Annotated in this window: 22 protein-coding genes; 12 read left to right on the forward strand and 10 right to left on the reverse strand. The window is 57.5% G+C overall.

Annotated features, from left to right (window positions below; all coding sequences use genetic code 11):
• Window positions 1-185: 185 nt before the first annotated feature.
• Both QZ408_RS08075 and QZ408_RS08080 read right to left on the reverse strand, forming a co-directional pair.
• The gene (locus QZ408_RS08075; protein ID WP_292490781.1) at window positions 186-1,538 is read right to left on the reverse strand and encodes a mannose-1-phosphate guanylyltransferase/mannose-6-phosphate isomerase; all 1,353 of its coding nucleotides are present in this window, start codon (window positions 1,536-1,538) and stop codon (window positions 186-188) included.
• Window positions 1,539-1,567: 29 nt separating this feature from the next.
• Window positions 1,568-1,870 (reverse strand): hypothetical protein, encoded by a 303-nt coding sequence (locus tag QZ408_RS08080; RefSeq protein ID WP_292490783.1) that lies wholly within the window; start codon window positions 1,868-1,870, stop codon window positions 1,568-1,570.
• Window positions 1,871-2,339: 469 nt separating this feature from the next.
• On the opposite strand from QZ408_RS08080, the gene QZ408_RS08085 reads away from it, so the two are divergent.
• The 7 genes from QZ408_RS08085 to QZ408_RS08115 all read left to right on the forward strand — a co-directional run bounded on the left by QZ408_RS08085 (window position 2,340) and on the right by QZ408_RS08115 (window position 4,936).
• Entirely contained in the window at window positions 2,340-2,534 is a 195-nt protein-coding gene (locus QZ408_RS08085) for a hypothetical protein (RefSeq protein WP_292490784.1), read from the forward strand.
• Window positions 2,535-2,735, forward strand: a complete 201-nt coding sequence (locus QZ408_RS08090; protein ID WP_292490785.1) for a hypothetical protein — start codon at window positions 2,535-2,537, stop codon at window positions 2,733-2,735.
• 270 nt (window positions 2,736-3,005) lie between these two features.
• Window positions 3,006-3,224, forward strand: a complete 219-nt coding sequence (locus QZ408_RS08095; protein ID WP_292490786.1) for a type II toxin-antitoxin system HicA family toxin — start codon at window positions 3,006-3,008, stop codon at window positions 3,222-3,224.
• Between the two features lie 48 nt (window positions 3,225-3,272).
• Window positions 3,273-3,533: a type II toxin-antitoxin system HicB family antitoxin gene (locus tag QZ408_RS08100; RefSeq protein ID WP_292490787.1), complete on the forward strand. Its 261-nt coding sequence runs from the start codon at window positions 3,273-3,275 to the stop codon at window positions 3,531-3,533.
• Between the two features lie 355 nt (window positions 3,534-3,888).
• The gene (locus QZ408_RS08105) at window positions 3,889-4,122 is read left to right on the forward strand and encodes a hypothetical protein (RefSeq protein WP_292384064.1); all 234 of its coding nucleotides are present in this window, start codon (window positions 3,889-3,891) and stop codon (window positions 4,120-4,122) included.
• Between the two features lie 98 nt (window positions 4,123-4,220).
• Entirely contained in the window at window positions 4,221-4,550 is a 330-nt protein-coding gene (locus tag QZ408_RS08110) for a hypothetical protein (RefSeq protein WP_292490788.1), read from the forward strand.
• On the forward strand, window positions 4,547-4,936 hold the full coding sequence (locus QZ408_RS08115) for a type II toxin-antitoxin system VapC family toxin (protein ID WP_214076875.1): 390 nt from the start codon (window positions 4,547-4,549) through the stop codon (window positions 4,934-4,936). Before QZ408_RS08110 ends, QZ408_RS08115 begins: the two co-directional genes overlap by 4 nt.
• On the opposite strand, the gene QZ408_RS08120 is transcribed toward QZ408_RS08115, so the two are convergent.
• Window positions 4,849-5,481: a reverse transcriptase N-terminal domain-containing protein gene (locus tag QZ408_RS08120; protein WP_349680900.1), complete on the reverse strand. Its 633-nt coding sequence runs from the start codon at window positions 5,479-5,481 to the stop codon at window positions 4,849-4,851. The genes QZ408_RS08115 and QZ408_RS08120 overlap by 88 nt on opposite strands.
• Here QZ408_RS08120 and QZ408_RS08125 point away from each other — a divergent pair.
• A complete protein-coding gene (locus tag QZ408_RS08125; RefSeq protein ID WP_292490789.1) occupies window positions 5,395-7,023 on the forward strand; it encodes a DUF6398 domain-containing protein in 1,629 nt (542 codons plus the stop codon). The two genes, QZ408_RS08120 and QZ408_RS08125, sit on opposite strands and share 87 nt — an antisense overlap.
• Window positions 7,024-7,169: 146 nt before the next feature.
• Here QZ408_RS08125 and QZ408_RS08130 read toward each other — a convergent pair whose 3' ends face one another.
• Window positions 7,170-7,718, reverse strand: a complete 549-nt coding sequence (locus QZ408_RS08130) for a hypothetical protein (protein ID WP_214076873.1) — start codon at window positions 7,716-7,718, stop codon at window positions 7,170-7,172.
• Window positions 7,719-7,873: 155 nt separating this feature from the next.
• Between QZ408_RS08130 and QZ408_RS08135 the strand changes: the two genes are divergently transcribed.
• On the forward strand, window positions 7,874-8,815 hold the full coding sequence (locus tag QZ408_RS08135; RefSeq protein WP_214076872.1) for a hypothetical protein: 942 nt from the start codon (window positions 7,874-7,876) through the stop codon (window positions 8,813-8,815).
• Between the two features lie 223 nt (window positions 8,816-9,038).
• On the opposite strand, the gene QZ408_RS08140 is transcribed toward QZ408_RS08135, so the two are convergent.
• From QZ408_RS08140 to QZ408_RS08160, 5 genes are all read right to left on the reverse strand, one after another.
• Window positions 9,039-9,950 (reverse strand): hypothetical protein, encoded by a 912-nt coding sequence (locus tag QZ408_RS08140; protein WP_214076871.1) that lies wholly within the window; start codon window positions 9,948-9,950, stop codon window positions 9,039-9,041.
• Between the two features lie 98 nt (window positions 9,951-10,048).
• Window positions 10,049-11,482 (reverse strand): ATP-binding protein, encoded by a 1,434-nt coding sequence (locus QZ408_RS08145; RefSeq protein ID WP_292384071.1) that lies wholly within the window; start codon window positions 11,480-11,482, stop codon window positions 10,049-10,051.
• Between the two features lie 29 nt (window positions 11,483-11,511).
• A complete protein-coding gene (locus QZ408_RS08150) occupies window positions 11,512-11,808 on the reverse strand; it encodes a glucose-6-phosphate isomerase family protein (protein ID WP_292384074.1) in 297 nt (98 codons plus the stop codon).
• Between the two features lie 262 nt (window positions 11,809-12,070).
• On the reverse strand, window positions 12,071-12,295 hold the full coding sequence (locus QZ408_RS08155) for an NAD-dependent epimerase/dehydratase family protein (RefSeq protein WP_292490790.1): 225 nt from the start codon (window positions 12,293-12,295) through the stop codon (window positions 12,071-12,073).
• A 69-nt stretch (window positions 12,296-12,364) separates the two neighbouring features.
• Complete coding sequence (locus tag QZ408_RS08160) at window positions 12,365-13,087, reverse strand: glucose-6-phosphate isomerase family protein (RefSeq protein WP_292490791.1); 723 nt, start codon at window positions 13,085-13,087, stop codon at window positions 12,365-12,367.
• Window positions 13,088-13,506: 419 nt separating this feature from the next.
• Between QZ408_RS08160 and QZ408_RS08165 the strand changes: the two genes are divergently transcribed.
• Both QZ408_RS08165 and QZ408_RS08170 read left to right on the forward strand, forming a co-directional pair.
• The gene (locus tag QZ408_RS08165) at window positions 13,507-13,908 is read left to right on the forward strand and encodes a TIR domain-containing protein (RefSeq protein ID WP_292490792.1); all 402 of its coding nucleotides are present in this window, start codon (window positions 13,507-13,509) and stop codon (window positions 13,906-13,908) included.
• Between the two features lie 201 nt (window positions 13,909-14,109).
• Window positions 14,110-16,038, forward strand: a complete 1,929-nt coding sequence (locus tag QZ408_RS08170; RefSeq protein WP_292490793.1) for an NAD-binding protein — start codon at window positions 14,110-14,112, stop codon at window positions 16,036-16,038.
• On the opposite strand, the gene QZ408_RS08175 is transcribed toward QZ408_RS08170, so the two are convergent.
• Entirely contained in the window at window positions 16,023-16,451 is a 429-nt protein-coding gene (locus tag QZ408_RS08175; protein WP_292490794.1) for a RyR domain-containing protein, read from the reverse strand. The genes QZ408_RS08170 and QZ408_RS08175 overlap by 16 nt on opposite strands.
• A gap of 194 nt (window positions 16,452-16,645) precedes the next feature.
• On the opposite strand from QZ408_RS08175, the gene QZ408_RS08180 reads away from it, so the two are divergent.
• Window positions 16,646-17,380, forward strand: a complete 735-nt coding sequence (locus QZ408_RS08180) for a hypothetical protein (protein WP_292490795.1) — start codon at window positions 16,646-16,648, stop codon at window positions 17,378-17,380.
• The last annotated feature ends 160 nt before the right edge of the window (window positions 17,381-17,540 follow it).

Consider the following 17,540-nt stretch of genomic DNA (forward strand, 5'->3'; position numbering starts at 1 on the left):
TGAAAAAGACTGATTGAAGCGATGGCTCAGTATCCGTCCATACACCCCATCCCACTGCGCCCTCTTGGCGGTTGCATCAGAAGTCGCGCAGTGCTATTGGATGGATGCTCGATCGGACTATAGTCTGGAATGCCGGGCCGTTTAATCAGTCCGTATGTTGAGCGACTACTCTCATGTAAGCCTCTTCACGTCCTGTCAAAGTCGTCCTCAAACCGCACAATATCATCCTCGCCCGTATACTCCCCGATCTGCACCTCGATCAACTCAAGCGGCAGCATCCCGGGGTTCGCGAGCCGGTGCACCGTCCCCGCGGGGACAAACGTGCTCTCGCCGTTCCGGAGGAGGTAGGTCGCATCACCGACCGTCACCTCGGCGCACCCGGTCACGACCACCCAGTGCTCGGAGCGGTGGTGGTGCATCTGCAGCGAGAGCCGCCGTTTGGGGGGAACGGTCACCCGCTTGATCCTGTAGGCCCGGCCTTCCTCGAGGTTTGTATAGGAGCCCCAGGGCCGGTGCACCTCGGTGTGGAACGCTGCCCGGGCGTCGCCCCGCTCGTGGAGGGCCTTTGCGATCTCGCCCACCCGCTGGGCCTCGTCCCGGTTGGCGACCAGGATCGCGTCCTTCGTCTCGATGATGGCGAGGTTTTCGACCCCGACGGTCGCGACCAGGCGGTCGCTGATGATCAGGTTGTCGCGGGAGTCGATGCCGATGTGCTCGCCCCGGACGGCGTTGTTGTTGCCGTTTTTTGGTAGGCAGCCGTAGAGGGCGTCGAAGTTCCCGACATCGTTCCAGTCGGCCTCGAAGGGGACGACCGCCGCTCGTTGGGTCTTCTCCATGATCCCGTAGTCGATGGAGACCTTTGGTGTCTGCTCGTAGGCCTGCTCGGCCGGGTTCTTGAACGCTTCGACGACATCGGGGGCAAGGGACGCGCATTCCGCGAGGAAGAGTTCGGAGTTGAAGAGGAACATCCCGGAGTTCCAGAGGTAGCCGTCCGCGACGTACCGCTCCGCCGTCACAAGATCGGGCTTCTCCACGAAGGCATCGACGGCATACCCGTCCTCGAGCACCTCCCCGGGCCTGATGTAGCCGTAGCCGGTGTGCGGCGAGGTCGGCCGCACCCCGAAGACCACCAGGCGGTCCCGGGAGAGCCGCTCCGCCTTCCGGAAGGCTTCAACGTACCGATCGTCTGCATCGATCAGGTGGTCGGAGGAGAGGACGGCGACCGGGGAGGAGCCGTTCCCCTCCGCAATCGCCTTCACCCCGTAGTAGATGGCGGGGAGAGTGTTCTTTCCCTCCGGCTCGACCAGCACGGTGCAGTCGCACCCGATCTCGGCGAGCTGGTCGCGGATGATGAACTTGTGGTCCTTGTTGGTGACGATGTAGATATCCTTCGGAGTGGAGAGGAGGAGAGACCGCTTAATCGTCTTCTGGAAGAGCGATTCCTCGTCGAAGAGCTTGATGAACTGCTTTGGATAATGCTCGCGTGAGAGCGGGAAGAGGCGGGTGCCGCTTCCTCCCGCGAGAATGAGTGTCTTCATCTGATCAGTGCGCTCCGAAATTTCAGTGGTTAGTATTTTCCAGCACGGAATATGAAGATGATCATTTCGAGGAGAGGCTGATTAAGAAATATTACACCGAAGGTGTTGAAAAGATCCAGCGTAACGGATCTCTGAGCGGTTTCGAGCAAGTACTGAAGATCGAGAGTGGGTACCTCACCCCCGCCCAGCACCCGCACGATCACGCCAACCCGCCGACGACCCTGCCGGCCCCGGCACTCACCGTCGAGATCCTCCTCTTCCCCGGCCTTTCCGCTCGCCAGCCCTCCAGCGCCCGGGATCCGGGCCTCGAACTCCTCGTCCTGCGCCTCCATCCGCCGGGAGCGCCCGGCAGATCCATTTCACGTCCCGGTTCGTCTCTGCAACGAGCCCCGGTGGTCTTCTCCTCGGTCATCCTGGTAACCTTCCCGGAGAGCAATAGGATGCCGGAGAGAAAAGGCTGACCGTAAGGGTTATATCGGAGAATCGGAACCCGATCCGGCCTTTCCGATAAAGTCAGGGTTAATCCTCCCGGGCATACCCTATGATCGTCCGTCATATTCCCGGGAGACAGAGGCTACGGAAGATGCATCGCATCTTCCTGCCAGGCACTGACTGCAGGAGTGTTGTGCCGTGAGGAGATACCAACCATGGCAGACTTCGTGCAGAAGACCGTGAACAAAACGGCGGTCCGGGACCCGCCGTCCTGATCGCCACCGTAACGTCGTTTAACAACCCTCATCGAGAGCGTCATCGCCGACAACTCTTCGGTGCGTCGGGTATACCGGCTCCGACGGGCAGCCGGTGGCTGCTGTCATCCGGAACCGCGAGCACTACACCGCGAAGGTGAACTTCCTCGACGGCGAGGGCAAGCGGGTGGGCAACGTCTCCCTCCAGTCCCCGACGATCGCCGCCTTCGAGGCGAACGCTGCGGAGGTGCTCGCGAATGCGGCCTTTGCTGCGCGATGCTCTGACTGGAGCGGAGCGGGAGCACCGTAGGTGCGACTCGCGATGGGCGGCGAGGCCGTCCGGAACGGCCCCGGCGAGACCTACTACGCTCAGCTCAAGTGCCACGACCCCTCGGGTGATGACTACTACGTCACCTTCACCCGCCGGACCGTCCGGATCTCGTCCTACCAGGACGATGCGATCAAGGACGCGGTCGAGACCTGGGCCGACACCGCCGGCGCACTGGATTGAAGAGGGGAATACCCTCTCTTCACTTTCAGCCCGCGCACGGCCTTCATGTATCTACTTCTTCTTCTCCAGACTCATCCATGACGCATTCCCCCCTCCTCCGCGCCGACCAGACCCTCTTCCGCGACCGTGAGGTCTTCGAGTTCACCCACATGCCCGGCGATCACCGCAATGGGGTGGACACACAGGAGACGATAGGCAAGGGCCTGCCTGAGAACCCGGAGCTCATGCGGATATTGCAGGACAGGTTGATCGAGGAGAAGATCAAGCGAGGTGATACTTGCAAGGGTGCTCCACATGAACCGGCGCGAGACGTACGAGCACCTGAAGCACAACCCAAAGAACGTGCGGTTCAAAGACCTCTGCCGTGCGGCGGAAACCTTCGGGTTTCGCCGGAAGGGCGGGAAGGGCAGCCACACCGTGTACGTGCGGGACGGGATTCCTGATATCCTCAATTTCCAGAACGTGAAGGGCAAAAACCGTACCAGGTAAGGCAACTTCTTAAGATTATTGAGCACTATACTCTGCTCGTGGATGAAGATGCCACATAAATATGCAATCGAGATCTTCTACAGCGATGAGGACGAGGGGTTCATCGCCGTCGTCCCGGAGCTTGCCGGCTGTTCCGCGTTCGGCGAGACGGAAGAGGAGGCTCTCTCTGAAGTGAAAGTGGCTATCGGCCTCTGGCTCGATACCGCCCGGGAGGAGGGGCGGGAGATCCCGGAGCCGAGCGGCCGGGAGCAGCTGCGGGAGATCCTTGCGGGCAAGGGCGTTGCGTGCGAACCACGGGAAATAGCGTAGACCTTGTAGAGGCTTCCACCCTCGGTTTCTCACACGCTCAACGTTGAATCTTTTCCACAGTGAGAATAGGTGACTGCTCCCCCGACTTCAGTCGGGGGCATCCAGGGTATTTCAACCCAGAGATTGCAGTCTCATAACATTGATCGCCGCATTCTGGTAACCTGTTATGAGGACCGTTTCCATGGCCTACACCTATGTTGTGGCCTTTTTCCGTCTTATCCCCGATAAAGTCATGCTAATCCCCTCCCCCGTCCACCCTGTAGTTATCTGTCATATTCCCGGGAAGAGTTGCACTGCAAGTGCAACTGCCTCAGATCTCCGATCTGGGGCATCTGGCAGGCAAGGAGTAAGACCCATGGCAGACTTCGTACAGAAGACCGTCAACAAGACGGCGGTCCGGGACCTCGCCGTCCCGATCGCCGACGTAACGTCGTTGAACACCCTCATCGAGAGCGTCATCGCCGACAACCCCTTCGGGTGCGTCGGGTATACCGGTGCCGACGGGCAGCCGGTCGCGGCAGTCATCCGGAACCGCGAGCACTACACCGCGAAGGTGGACTTCATCGACGCCGTCATCGCGCTGGAGTGAGAGGAGGTCTTTTGCCCCCACTCTCTTCCCCGCGCCGGGAGCCTGGCAACCGGGGCGTCTCCCCTACCTGTGGGGGACGTTTTGTCTTCCGGGCGGTGGTGGATGTTCCTGGAGAGGAGGAGATCCGGAGAGTACCCTCGCCGGCGAAGAAGGGATCGGAGCGGGAAAAGTATCATCTGCCGGGAGCACTCATATCTCCATATTCTGGAGTGTGCGGCATGGGAGTGCAATACATCTGTGATGCAGAAGGAAGAAAGACTGGCGTTATCGTGCCCATCGACCTCTGGGACAGCCTGAATGCCGAAAAACCTGCCGGTGAACGGGTTGGGGTTCCGGATCCCGGAAAATATCGGGGCATATACAGAAACTTAAACGTCGATCTAAAGGCCGAGATCCGGAACCTGCGGGATGAATGGAACCGGATATGAGTCGGTACCTGCTCGATACGAACATCCTCATCTACTACCTTGCAGATGCCGTTCCGCCGGCGAGAGTAAATGAGATCGAAGAGATGCTCACCTCTTCATTTCGTGTTTCAATCATCACAAAGATCGAATTTCTCGGGTGGAAGAAGCATACTCCGGAAGGGTATGCGATAGCCGAGGACTTTATCCGTTCTGCGGAAGTATACCCTCTGATCGATACAATTGCGGACCGCGCTATCCACCTGCGTCGAACTTGCGGGATGAAGCTCCCCGACGCGGTCATTGCAGCCACCGCTCTGGCTCACGAATGTGTACTGGTCACCCGAAATGAACGTGATTTTTCCGGGATCTGCACGCTTGAGGTCGTAAACCCGATCGACGGCGGGTAGATGCGGCGCAGTGGTTTCGCGTGGTACTGGCGGTCAGTGAGACTCAGGGCTGCTCGCATCTTGTCCGATGCAGATGTCCAGAGCACCCCATCAACACCAGGAGTTCGCTTGCCTTTGTTCTGTGTGACGATCCGCACCGCGAGGAGTTTCGCGGAGTAGGTATGCGTCAGCAGATACCTGAGACGTTTGACCATATTCCATTTTCCTTCGTGCGTTGCCTTTGCAATCCGGGTTTGTAGCCCGTTAACAATGGATTCACGATCCCCGCCGAGATCGTCGTGAGACGGAGTGAGGGGGCGACTTTCTTTCGTTTCGGCATACAGAGCGGCAATATGTTTCCGGTGTGATCGTCGAAGCAGATCATATGTAGTCACAGGTGAAACATCCTCTGGATGGCACCACGGAACGTACCCGGGACCTGCATGCTCTGCAGGGAACCGGTGAGCAGGAGGGGGGCTTTGCGGCACGTCGAGGGCTGCCTCCGGTCGTCGGGCTGGCCTGCAGGGGAAAAGCCGTCGCTCATCATCACGATACAGGGGCGGCACGACAGATCCTACTGGCTGGTGGTTCTTGCGCGGCCCGACGCCACGCTCGAAGACCTCGACTCCCTGATCCGCGACGTATGGGTGGAATGCTGCGGGCACATGAGCGCGTTCTCCATCGGCAAAGAGAGTTACCTGAGCGGCGAGGACGAGCCGGGAACGAGCATGGCAATCCCCCTCTCCGGGTTGGTCCCGCCGGGAAGCACGTTCTCCTACGAATACGACTTCGGCTCCACGACGGAGCTGGACCTGAAGGTGATCGGTGCAATACCCATAATGCCTCCGGAGAAACCGATCTGCCTGATCGCGAGGAACAACCCCCCGCCGTTCCCCTGCGACGCCTGTGGGAATCAGGCGGAATTCAGCCTGTTTGACGATGAAGACGGTACCCTCCGTTTCTTCTGCCGCGAATGCCTCGTCTCGGCCGAACCCGATCCGGAGTGCACGGAGATCATCGAGAACTCCCCGAGAACCGGTATCTGCGGCTACGTTGAGGACCCTGATGCCGCGGTGTACTGGTATCCGCCGGGATGGAACGCGGAGGATCTCGCATCCCCGGAACTCGAAGAGATCCTGAAGAAACTCCCGGAGTTCGATCCGGACGACTGCATATATACTTTCGAAGACCCGCCCGGGGACGCAGAGGTGCAGGCCATGATGGATGCCGTCTGTGCGGATATCGGCCCGGAGATTGAGGCGTTCATCGCCGATGAGCGGGCCGCGCACGGGGAGTTCTACGGTGCGCTGGCGGGAGAGACCGTTATGGAGTTCTGCGTCTTCACGTACGGCCTTCGCGGAAAGACTATCCGGGAGTGGGATGCCCGGCTCGTACGCACGTGCCTGATCGAAGAGATGGCGCAGAACCCGATCTTCCCCGAGGAGTGGCTTGAGAACGCCGTCCCGATCCTCTGCCGGTTCCTCTCCTCCATGGAGGCGGCCGGCAGGCTGCAGAATGCCGCGGAACTGATCGCAGTACTCAAAGAGGCGGAACCCGCCTTCCGGGCCGCGGCCACGAGCCCGGAGAAGTATCGCGACCTTTCCGGTCGTATCTTCCAGCGGGCGCTCGACGCAGGGGTCGACCCGGAGGATGAGCGTGCCCTGATGAACTTCGTCCAGCGCGAAGTCGTAGTAATGGCCGGGATGGACCCGGACGATGCGGATCTCATCGAAAAAATCGAATATCTATTTAAGGACGACGGAATCGCCCCGAATTCCGGGGATCTGCGGGTCTCCGCGATCCTCTTCAGGTGCGAGGAATTCTGTGCCCGGCTTGAAGACGACACGATCCCGGGACGTTGCGGGGCCATCGTCGGCGACCTGGCCGCCCACCCGGCAGCACCGCTCTCGCGGGGGGACGAAGACCTCTGGAGTGCGGCCGTCGTCTATGCAGCATGCCGGGACGTGGGCCTGATCCGGCCGGGAAAGGGGGGGACCCCGTTGGCCCGGGAGATCGGTTCCTTCTTCGATCTCGAACCGTCATCGGTTCGGAACAAGGTGGCCGCGCTTAAAAAATATCTCACGGGTACGCCAGGAGCGGAAGACTGAGCCGTGCCGGGAGCACACGCGCAGGCGGGATGCGAACCGGCGTACGATTCCGGTTCCCGTCGATGGCAACCCCTTCGGGTGCGCCGGCGCTGTTGGAGGGCCGTCCCCGCGCGATTTTTGTCTGCATGATCCCGGGCGAGGGCCGGTTACAAAAATCCTTTCTCATCGAGGAGCCGGGCGATCAGCCGCACCTGTCCGGGATCGCCGACGGCCGTCTCCCATTCTTCCCGGATGGAGGAGAATGCATCGTCGCAGTAGTCGGGCGCTTCGTCGAGGAGCGCGGAACCCGAATCCTGCTCGAACCGTCGGATCCCGAGGAGAATGCCCGCGCAGAAGAGGCGCGACTCGTCGGCCATGCCGCGCCGGAGGTAGGCTGCCATCTCCTCCTTATAGGGCGCAACAATCTCGTCCATCATCTCCCATGCCCGCTCGGACGGATAGAGGTAGCCGCCGTCGTGGGTTCTGCCCGAAGTTTTCCAGACGTCCTCGATCTCGATGCCGGCGAGGTCGCCCGCGAGCGAGTCGGCGATCTCCTCGCTGCCGACGATCCGGAGGACGTCACGGGCAACGCCTTCCGCCCGTGACGCGAGGGTAGGGTCGTCGCGGATGAACTGTGCGAGGACATCCTGCGCCTGTTCGGCGCTGAGTGAGTCGAGGAGGGGAGTCACGGATGCGGTTTTCTTTCGTTTCGGCATACAGATCGGTACCCGCGGAGGACAGATAGCATTGCCGGAGCCGAAGCGGCGGGAGGGACGTGAGGTTTGCAACGCAACGAGCTTTCACCGGGACGGGCTGTTCCGGGGAGAGCGGCACCTGCAGTCTTATAATGACTGATGAGCAAGGGGTAAGCATGGTGCTCGAAGAGACGCTGGTGGTGTACGATCCGGACGAAGCCAGGAGGATTGCTGGCGAGCTCCGGAAAAAGGGGATACCGGTCCGCATCGTGCGCAAGGACATCCTGGTACGGTCGATCGACGTTATCGGCAGGATCCGGGACCTCAAAGCCGCAATCGAGGAGGGGATCGCGCAGATTGGGGAGGACGACGATGCCAGGCCGCGGCTCAAGAGAACTCTCGCCTCACTGGGAGAGGACGAAGAGGAGATTGCAACCTTCCTGCAGCAGCATCCTCCCGGCAAAGCAGTCACCCCGGTTATGCCGAAGAAAAACCTGCTCGAACTCTATCAAGCGTTCCGGACGGAGGGAGCCGGTGAGGAAGAGGTGAGTGGCGAGATCGCGAAGATCCTCAAGAGCCGCAGGATCTTCGCGCTTCTCGAACGAAACGGGCTGATCGAATGGACCAAAGACGAAGAAGCAATCCTGCACGGGCATGCCGATCCTGCAGATCTGGTTACCGCGCTTTCCGGGGAGATTATCGAAGAAATCGGACTCGAAACCCTGAAAAGACATGCCGTCAAGACCAGCATGACGATCATCTCCGAGCCTGATTACCGCCTGGAATTCAACCCGGAGGCGATCAGTATGATACAGATCGCGGATCTGGATGAACTCGTCAACGAGATGGAGATCGATCTCGACGCATATGATCTGTTCCGGGACAGCGTCTATGCAAAAAGAACGGTCGCCTCCAGGGTAATAGGTATTTTCGAAGGACGCGGAACAGTTCCGGCCGAGGAGATCTTTGCTGTCCTGCAGAGCGACGTCTTTGAAATACCGGGCAAGATCGAAGAAATCACCCTGGATCTCGACCTCGACTTCGTGAAAGGGCTGCTCGACGATATGCGGAGGATCGGGGTGATCCGCAGAAAAGGGGCGGGATACCGGTTGGCGTGACGCACCCGGGCACCTACAGGCATCCTTCCGACAGCCAAAACCGCCTCTCTCTCTCCACAGAATACATCCGAACCCATGCAAAATAAGTATCTACCAGAAGTAAGTCGCTGACATAGGGGTACAGAGTTAGTAGTCACCGGACTGCACCCCGCTCAAACCGTTCCTGCTCCCGCCGCTCCGCGGGGCGTCCTGCGTACCCGCACAACGGCGGGAGAACCTTCGCTCATCGCAACTTCGCCTCCATCTCCGCTATCCATCCCTTGACCCGGTCGATCGTGCTCTGAATGTCGGAAATCCGCTCGTTCTCCTCGTCAATCCATCCTTCTACGCGGTCGCGGTAGGAGTCAGACCATGCCGAGTCTCTCATCTCCTCCAACTTGGAGAGGTTCCTCTGTCTCCGGTCCAGAGCAGACTCGAGGCTATCGAGGCGATCCGTCAGGTTCGCAATGTTTTCTCTCGTCCGCTCCTCCCACGCTTCTTTCTTGGCTATCGCCTCCCGCCTTCTGGCCTGACGGGTCTCCCATGCGGCTTGCTTCTCGGCATGATACCGCTCGATCACCGCGCTCCTTGCACGTTTCCATTCGTCCCACGCTACATTCAGGGCCTCCGATGCTCTCGTCAGGGCTTCAAACGCCTCCTGTTTATCCCTGCCGGACATCCGGCCCTTGTTCCGGGAGAGGTAGGCCCATCCCTCTCCCATGGTCTTGCTGCACGCTATAAGTTCGAACTTCCGGTCGTCGAACGGGCCAAGTATCGCATCGAGGACCTGAGTGATGACGATCGAGAGTCCTCCGGTGATGAGCGCAAGAAACACATCGTCCGACTCCGATGACGGAGTCGCCCTCCGTGCAAGCGAAAGGATTTCCGATAAGTGAGAGTTCGATTCGCTCACTCTTGCTGTAAATTCTTCCTTTGCCCTCTCCTGGGACGCTTTTACCTCTGCAATGATTGTTTGAAAGCGATCCCATGCCGCCTGCCTCTCCCGGACGGTTGGAAACTTCGATCCTTTAAACGCCTGATTGATACTCTTTATCTCATTCCATACCTCTTTCCACGTTCTGTTGCGTCTTTCGGCCTCGCCGATCAAACGCTCCAGTGAGTCCAAGAGCCCTTTAATCTCCGATCCGTCGGTCATGGGTGCGCACTCTCATCTTCACATCAAACGGAAATCAGCGTGTCAGTATCTGGGTGGGAACGCTTCAAGCGAGGCTTGCGGCGAGAGAGACCCCTCTCTCACCCGCCCGCTCCAGCCAGGTACTCCCGCGAAAGCCGGGCGATATCCTCCAGGTCGCAGACCAGGTACCCGTCTTCTCTTAGATCTTCTTTGCCCTCTATGCTCTTTGCTACCAGGGCAAAACGTTCGTTCCTGCTCTCGTTTCGCCATCTCACCATGGAGGCCTTCTCCCGGAGTGCCGCAAGGATACCGCGGGCCTGGCGGCGGTTGAGAACGGACCACTTGCATTCGCAGAAGAGGGCATCCCCGGAGACCTCGTTCAGGCCTACGAGATCGATCTCCGTCTCCTTCTGCCACCATCGCCCCAGCCGCGAGTACGAGGAGCCAAACAGAATCCCCCTGCGAACGAGGTCGAGAGCGAGTTGCTCGAACATCTCTCCGCAATAGGGCGCGATCTCTTCCCTGATGGAGGCGAGCACCTCCCCGCTCTGTCCCGTCTCGGTCTCCGCCCTCCGGGGATACACGAAGCGGAACCAGAACCTGAGGTAGGGATCGGTCAGCCGGTAATGCCTTCTCCGGTAGCCGGCATGGGCGGTCACCGGAACCTCATCTCTGATCAGGTGCATACGCGAGAGGACGGCAAGGTACTTGGAGACCAACCCTTTATCAAGCCCGGTCCCCTGGCAGAGGGATGCGCTCGTGGTATACCCCGCGGCGAGAGCGCGGAGAATGGCCATGTAGTTCCCTGCTTCGCGGAACTCATACTGCATCAGGATCTCGGCTTCGGAGTACAGGTATGCACCTTTGCGGAGAATCTGCTCCTCCACGTTCTCCCAGAATGTTCGGTCGGGGCGAAACAGACGGAGATAGGCGGGAACTCCACCGATCGCGCACCATGTCATGACGAGTTCCTCCTCGTCGTAGGGGAGGAACCGGCGAAGGTAGGGGTAGGAGAGAGGCTCGAGCTGCCACTGCCCCGTCCTCCTGCCGTAGAGCGGGCTTGTGTACCCCAGCACCTCGGTCTCCATCGTGCTGACCGATGAACCCGATATCACGAGCATCACCGGCTCCCGGGAGAGCACCGTATCCCACACCTTCTGAAAGACGGAAGGCGTGGCCCGGTCGCGTGCGATGAGGTAGGGGAACTCGTCGATGACGATCACCACTTTCTCCCCCTGGGAAGGGGAAAAATTCCGGTGCCTGACCAGCGCCTTAATGACGGTCTCCCAGTCGGGATACCGACTCCGCTCGAAGTCCGGATCGTTCAGGTACTCCCCTGCGTAGTGGGAGAAATCCTGGACATTCCTTGCCGTCCCTTCTTCTGAGGCCAGGAAGTAAAAGCCCGGGACAGTCTGCAGGAATTGGGCAAGAAGCGTCGTCTTGCCCACGCGCCGCCTCCCATACAGGATCAGGCACTCCGGAACCGGGGAACGATATCGATCGGTGAGGAACTGCAGTTCACTTTCCCGGTCTACAAAAGAATGTTGAATCATAAGTATACTACTTTATAGTCAACAACAACTTAAGATAATCGGTAAGCGCCGGTAGCCGGACCGGAGATGGCCGCTGCGCAGACGGGCACCCCCTTTCCGGGTTGATGGTCGTAGCCGGGCAGGATGAGGACGAACTCCCCCGCTTTCGCGGCGACGATATCGGCGAGGTCGCTCCGCTGGAGGAGGGAGAGCACCTCCCCGGCGAGCACCTGGTAGTAGAACTCGGGGTAGCCGATGCCCGAGGGGCTGAGCGGGTGGTAGTGCCCTCTGGTCCTGACGTACTCCCCGGAAGAATGACGGTGATCTCGAACCGAGGTTCTGCTCACGAAGATACGCGCGATCCCCGGCAGTGAGGGCGAGGTCGCGGTACATGTAGTATAGGGGCATGCTCCCGGACTGGTCTGGGTCGGCGAGCACGCATCGCATATCGTCGAGGGTCCGGACGGAGGGTTCAGGGAGGGGGCCGGGCCAGTAACTGTTCATCAATCCATATTCTGCTATAACTGGTGATAATTTACGCGATGCGATCCTAACACCGTCATCACGAGGGGGGGCTTCAATGAAAATGGGAACTCTGAAGTAGGCCTGTTACCGGTGGAGCGGGCTTTTACGGTTCTGGAGGCGAAGTGCTGGAACTTCTAGGGAGATGCTCCCCTCGATGAACGTCACCCGGGGGTGATCGAGGAGGTGCTCGATGTTCACCCGCCGCCCGGTGGCGAGGTTGTCGATGATGACGACGTCGTGATTTTGTGCCAGGGTGTCTGCAAGGTTCGAGCCGATGAAGCCGGCCCCGCCGGTGACGATGTAGCGCATGAAGAGTTTACGTTGAGTGCCGGTTTAGGGCTTTCTGAATGGGGCTGGGAGACTGTCTGCCCTCTTGTATCAACGGCATGTCAACCCCTCGGGCAGCGGATTGTACAATTGAATCGGCACCTCCTCCGGCGCATTCAGGTACGAGAGGTCCTCCCTCTGCGACACCATCTCGTAGATCCCCCTCCCATGTCTGATACCCAGTTCAGGCACCTCCCCCGCGGGGATCGCCCTCACTGGAGGAACCGCCGGGTACCGCGGGTTCCGCACCCACCCGCCCTCCTCCGTCAGGTAGTACGCCCCGCCCTGCATCTGCTCGTAGAACGTGTATTCGCTTGCGAAGCCGGCCGAGACCAGGTTCGCCATCACGAGTTCCTCCTTGCCGGCGTTGACGGTCACGTGCCCGTAGCCGGGCGGGATGAGGACGAACTCCCCTGCCTTCGCGGTGACAACGACGATATTACCGAGATTGCTTCGCTGGAGAAGGTAGAGCGCCTCCCCTGCGAGCACCTGGTAGAGCTCGGGGTAACCGATGCCCGAGGGGCTGAGCGGGTGGTAGTGCCCTTTGGTCTTGACGTACTCCCCGCCCACGGTTCCCGGGGGGATGACGGTGATATCGAACCGGACGTTCTGCTCACGAAGATACGCACGGTCCCCGGCGGTGAGGGCGAGGTCGCGGTACATGTAGTACAGGGGTATGTCGCCGGACTGGTCCGGGTTCGCGAGCACGCAGCGCATATCGTCGAGGGTCCGGACGGAGGGCTCAGGGAGGGGGCCGGGCCAGTAACTGTTCATCGATCCATATTCTGCTGTGGCCGGTGATAATCTGCGCGATCTGATTCCGGTGTATTCCTTATTCTCTAGCTAATGCGCCACGATGCACTGCTGGTCTGCTGGATGGGTTTGAATGGAGACGCATATCGGGTAAATGCGGGGCGGGTGAACGATGGGTGGTGGTTCCTCCTCACTCCCCTGGCTCATCGCATCTATACCATGAGGCTGGTCCATGATGCTCCCTTTGAAAAAACGCCATTCGGGACGATCCTAGAGATGCCGATGGCGAGGTTATCGATGATGATGGCGAGACGGTATTGTTTCTGGGTGGTATGCAATGGCTTTAGATGGTAGATTTATATTCATTTTAGTTTCCAAAGGCTCTTCATTATGGGAAAAAATATATGCTGGAGGGACATTTCATTGTATGAGGTCGGAAAATGCCTGCTCTACGAACCTACAGTGTCTTCATCAGTCATGCTTGGGACTATCATAAGCCATATTGTCGGATGGTAGAATTCTTAAATGATGCTCCAAATTTCTCTTGGCGCAATTACAGCGTCCCAAAAACCGATCCAAAGCCTGGCGTAAGTCTTGAAGATGAACTCAGAAACCAGATTCGTCCCACCCATGTAGTTATCGTTCTAGCAGGTATGTATGTCGCATACAGTGAATGGATCTTAACTGAAATTGAGATTGCCAACGCCATGAATAAACCCATCATCGGTGTGGAACCCTGGGGCAGCAAACGAGTCCCTGCAGCAGTGACTGAAGCAGCAAAAGAAACTGTTGGATGGAACACATCATCAATCGTAGCTGCCATCAGAAAGTGGGCGATATAAGGGGTAGAATAAATCCCCCAAATATTCGCTGAATAGTGCAAGGAGCACTAGGGTGGATATGCCCCTGTTTTTGATAGGCCATTATACTTGTATTCTTTAAAAATCTGGAGAATTGAGGCTCTTAACAGAATGCGCATATTAACTCCTTTAATGTTGCTATCCCCTTAATATCGTTGAGGAAAACCTTCAGAAGGTCAAAAAATGGCGCAAGTTCCACCAACTGAAACACAGGGTTCCAACACTTCCGGCAAACCATGCGAACTGGAAATGCTCTGGGCGTGGATGCGCCGCAACCCTGGGCTGTCCATCCTCGTGATCGGTCTCGGAACCCTCTTTCTCGGATGGTGGGGTTTTCTAGTCCAGTTTACTCTCGAACAGAATGGCGGTACCGCCCTCGATGCGCTCTACCTGGCGGTACAGCTCTTTGTCATCAACTCTGGATCGGAGTACCTCGACCCGGTCCCCCAGGTCGAGATCGCACGTTATCTGGCTGTTGTGATCATTGCTCTCTCGACCATCTTTATCTTCTATCGCACCCTCAATGAGCAAATTCGCTTGCTTTGCCTTAGAGGCCGCATCCTTATTATTCCCATCTGGCAGTACCTGTTTCCCTCCGTCGATACACCCGGAGGGCATGTCGTCATCTGCGGAGCCGGATTTCTTGGATCTGTGATGACGTGTCATTTTCAGAGGGAAGGTCGGAACGTCATTGTCCTTGAAATGGATAAGGAGTTGCCGGAGGTGAAGATCTGCCGCGAGGATGGAGCTTTGGTGCTTCATCAAGACGCCAGAAGTCCAGAGATACTGAGGAGCATCAGAGTGCAAGACGCCGCAATGGTCTTTGCCCTGACCGGTAGCGACAGCCTGAACGTCGACATTGCCTTGGCCTGTGCAGAGGTTGCCCGGGAACGACCGGCCTACCTCCCGCCACTTACGTGCCACATCCACATCGAGGACCAGAATCTCAGCTTCACCCTCCGCCAGCTGGAGTTTGAGTTGTCCGAGCACGATCAGGCTCATTTTGCGTTCTTCAACCTCTATCACGTTGCCGGTCGGAATGTGGCCACATGCGGGTTCCGCGATATCATGAAAACGTCGAAAGGCGCCCCGGTGATCCTCATCGTCGGCCTCGGTGATTTCGGAAAGAGTCTCCTGGTCAACCTTGTGAAGCGGTGGCGCGAGATACGACTTGAGAACAACAGCAAGATCACAGTTGTTGTCGTCGATGAAGAGGCAGAGTCCCGTGTTGCGTCTCTCCTGGCACACTTCCCAAGTCTAAACAAATACTGTGACCTCATGCCGTTTGTGATGAAAGTCCATTCCGCAGAGTTCCTCCAGGGTGACTTCCTGAAGGCGATATATCCCAGACCGTTGAACGGGGTTTATATCTGCCTTCGCGATGAGGGGGACGCCACCTCTGTTGCCATCACGCTCCACAACCTTCTCTGTAACCGATTCGGTTTGATGAGCGTTGATTGCACTGCTCCCCCGATCATCGTCCGAACCTTTGAGGAGCACGGAATGACCCGGGTGATCCGGGAACTGCGCAAGACCCTCGGCTGGAACATCTATGCCTTTCCCGTCCTGACAGACTTCTGTGAAAAGAAGGGGTATGGCAACGAGATCGCAGAGTTACTAGCCAAGGCTACGCACCAGAATTACCTTGAGCGGGAATATGGGAAAGGAATCACTGAGGAGGAGAACCCATCTGCTGTCTCGTGGGAGGGCTTGGCTGAGGACGTGAAGGATCAGAACCGGGCGCAGGCAAAATCACTAATCTGGAACCTTCGCAATTACGGCTACCGGGTCGTTCCGATGCGTTACTGGGACGAGCCGTATCTGAAGTTCGATAAGGATGACCCTATGATCGAGGCTCTTGCGATCCGGGAACATGACCGGTATGTGAAAATGAAGTCGGAGCAAGGGTACCGATGGGGACCTAAAAACGACAAGAAGAACAAGATCAACAGCACACTGGTTGACTGGGAGGCCCTACCGAACGATGAAAAGGAGAAAGATATTCAGACCATACTCGAATTGCCTGGTCGTCTTGCCCAGGTCTACTTCAAGCTTGAGTATTATCCTCTCGCAGAAAAACCGTCCACAAACGAGGATCAGGGCATCGGGTAGATCGCGAATCCGGAGTCCCCGAGAAGCTTTGGGATCCTGCGGACGGCGTTCCGGTCCTTTTCCTTCGCCGCCTCGTCAAGTTCATCCCATGGGATGAGATCGGGATGCACACGCTTCTCGTTATCACGCGGTGTGCCCACAACCCAGCCGTTCCGCTGCTTCTCTTCCACCCAGCGGTTATGCTCCATCTGCGCGAGCAACTCGATCTGCTCGTCGTTAAATGCCGTCACCGCCCGATCAGCGCTCATGGTCTTCGACACGATTCTGCAGTTTAACACCCACAGTTTCTGGCAGATGTCCCGCGCTTGATCACGATTAGACTCCCTGAAATCCTCTGGGAGAGCATCCCAGGGAACCGCCGTCGGTGGCAGGCGGCCGTTGAGGTCTGGCTTTACATGGGCCAGGTACTCCATGTGGATTGCACGGGCTAGCGGTTCGATAATCCGTTTGAAGGAGGTTTTGTCGATTTGATTTATCATTTCAAGATCCCGGTGACCATGGCAATCGGATATGCCCTCTTTTCCAATCTCTGTACTTTCTTGAGATTGTCCTTTCTCATCAAGAGTATTAACTTGATTCCTCAACGAATAGAGCCGCTGCAGGGCTGGTGTCTCTCTCAGCAGAAGAGTATTATGACAACTTTGGTAGACTAATATTCATGGGCGAGGATTCAAAAATTCAGTTAAAGCAGGCCGCAATATCCGGTAAAAATGTAATCTTCTCCAATATTCCCTTCTTCGGTACTATTCTCGATGAGGTCCTTTTTGAATATCGGAGTCGGGTAAAACAGGAGCGATTAAACCGGTTTGTCGAGGAGTTGGAGAAATACTTGAGATCAATGTGTTCTGGTGACATTGATCAAGAACACCTGAAGAGCGAGGAGTTTGGAGACATATTTGAGTCCATACTTCGCAGGGTCGTGCATACTGCATCCGAGGAGAAGATGCACCGGTTTAAGAAGATCCTGCTAAATGAAATGGCGCATACCTACACGTCTGATTTTAAAGAGACGTTCCTCGATATCGTCTCCCGTATCAATGAAGATCAGATCCTGATCCTTAACCACTTTCGGGAAGTTCAAGATCGTGAATCTGAAGGCAACTCTGATCAGAGAGTCGTTGATGGCGAAGGTGCCAAGGTCTCTCTCAAAAATAAAGCAAATCTCCTGGGGTTCGATGAGGCCGAGTACCTCTTTTATGTCCAGGATCTGATCTCAAAATCGCTGTTACTGGATAAAGCTATTGCACTGTTCGGTGGAGAGATAAAACCCTACACCAACTTGAGAATAACGCCCTTTGGTGAGGAATTTCTGAAATTCATCGAGGGCTCTCCTGATCAGTAGGTTGCCTTTGCTCCTCATTTTTCCCCGAGAGTATCCGCTGCAACCACTCGGCCCGGGTCGGTCCCATCAGGCGCGCGAAAAACCGCTTCTCCTCCTTTGATAAGTCGCATCTCAGTGCCGGCCTGAATTCAGATATGCCATCAGTGCTGAGTGGCAATCC

The sequence above is a fragment of the Methanoculleus sp. 10 genome (genome assembly GCF_913757945.1).
Lineage (GTDB): Archaea > Halobacteriota > Methanomicrobia > Methanomicrobiales > Methanoculleaceae > Methanoculleus.

What these genes read in the sequence shown, in the direction of transcription:
- QZ408_RS08165 (WP_292490792.1), top strand. Translation starts at nt 13,507, where the DNA reads ATGCCTGCTCTACGAACCTACAGTGTCTTCATCAGTCATGCTTGGGAC.
- QZ408_RS08115 (WP_214076875.1), top strand. Translation starts at nt 4,547, where the DNA reads ATGAGTCGGTACCTGCTCGATACGAACATCCTCATCTACTACCTTGCA.
- QZ408_RS08160 (WP_292490791.1), bottom strand. Translation starts at nt 13,087, where the DNA reads ATGAACAGTTACTGGCCCGGCCCCCTCCCTGAGCCCTCCGTCCGGACC.
- QZ408_RS08075 (WP_292490781.1), bottom strand. Translation starts at nt 1,538, where the DNA reads ATGAAGACACTCATTCTCGCGGGAGGAAGCGGCACCCGCCTCTTCCCG.
- QZ408_RS08155 (WP_292490790.1), bottom strand. Translation starts at nt 12,295, where the DNA reads ATGCGCTACATCGTCACCGGCGGGGCCGGCTTCATCGGCTCGAACCTT.
- QZ408_RS08175 (WP_292490794.1), bottom strand. Translation starts at nt 16,451, where the DNA reads ATGGAGTACCTGGCCCATGTAAAGCCAGACCTCAACGGCCGCCTGCCA.
- QZ408_RS08140 (WP_214076871.1), bottom strand. Translation starts at nt 9,950, where the DNA reads ATGACCGACGGATCGGAGATTAAAGGGCTCTTGGACTCACTGGAGCGT.
- QZ408_RS08170 (WP_292490793.1), top strand. Translation starts at nt 14,110, where the DNA reads ATGGCGCAAGTTCCACCAACTGAAACACAGGGTTCCAACACTTCCGGC.
- QZ408_RS08145 (WP_292384071.1), bottom strand. Translation starts at nt 11,482, where the DNA reads ATGATTCAACATTCTTTTGTAGACCGGGAAAGTGAACTGCAGTTCCTC.
- QZ408_RS08135 (WP_214076872.1), top strand. Translation starts at nt 7,874, where the DNA reads ATGGTGCTCGAAGAGACGCTGGTGGTGTACGATCCGGACGAAGCCAGG.
- QZ408_RS08080 (WP_292490783.1), bottom strand. Translation starts at nt 1,870, where the DNA reads ATGGAGGCGCAGGACGAGGAGTTCGAGGCCCGGATCCCGGGCGCTGGA.
- QZ408_RS08130 (WP_214076873.1), bottom strand. Translation starts at nt 7,718, where the DNA reads ATGCCGAAACGAAAGAAAACCGCATCCGTGACTCCCCTCCTCGACTCA.
- QZ408_RS08105 (WP_292384064.1), top strand. Translation starts at nt 3,889, where the DNA reads ATGGCAGACTTCGTACAGAAGACCGTCAACAAGACGGCGGTCCGGGAC.
- QZ408_RS08100 (WP_292490787.1), top strand. Translation starts at nt 3,273, where the DNA reads ATGCCACATAAATATGCAATCGAGATCTTCTACAGCGATGAGGACGAG.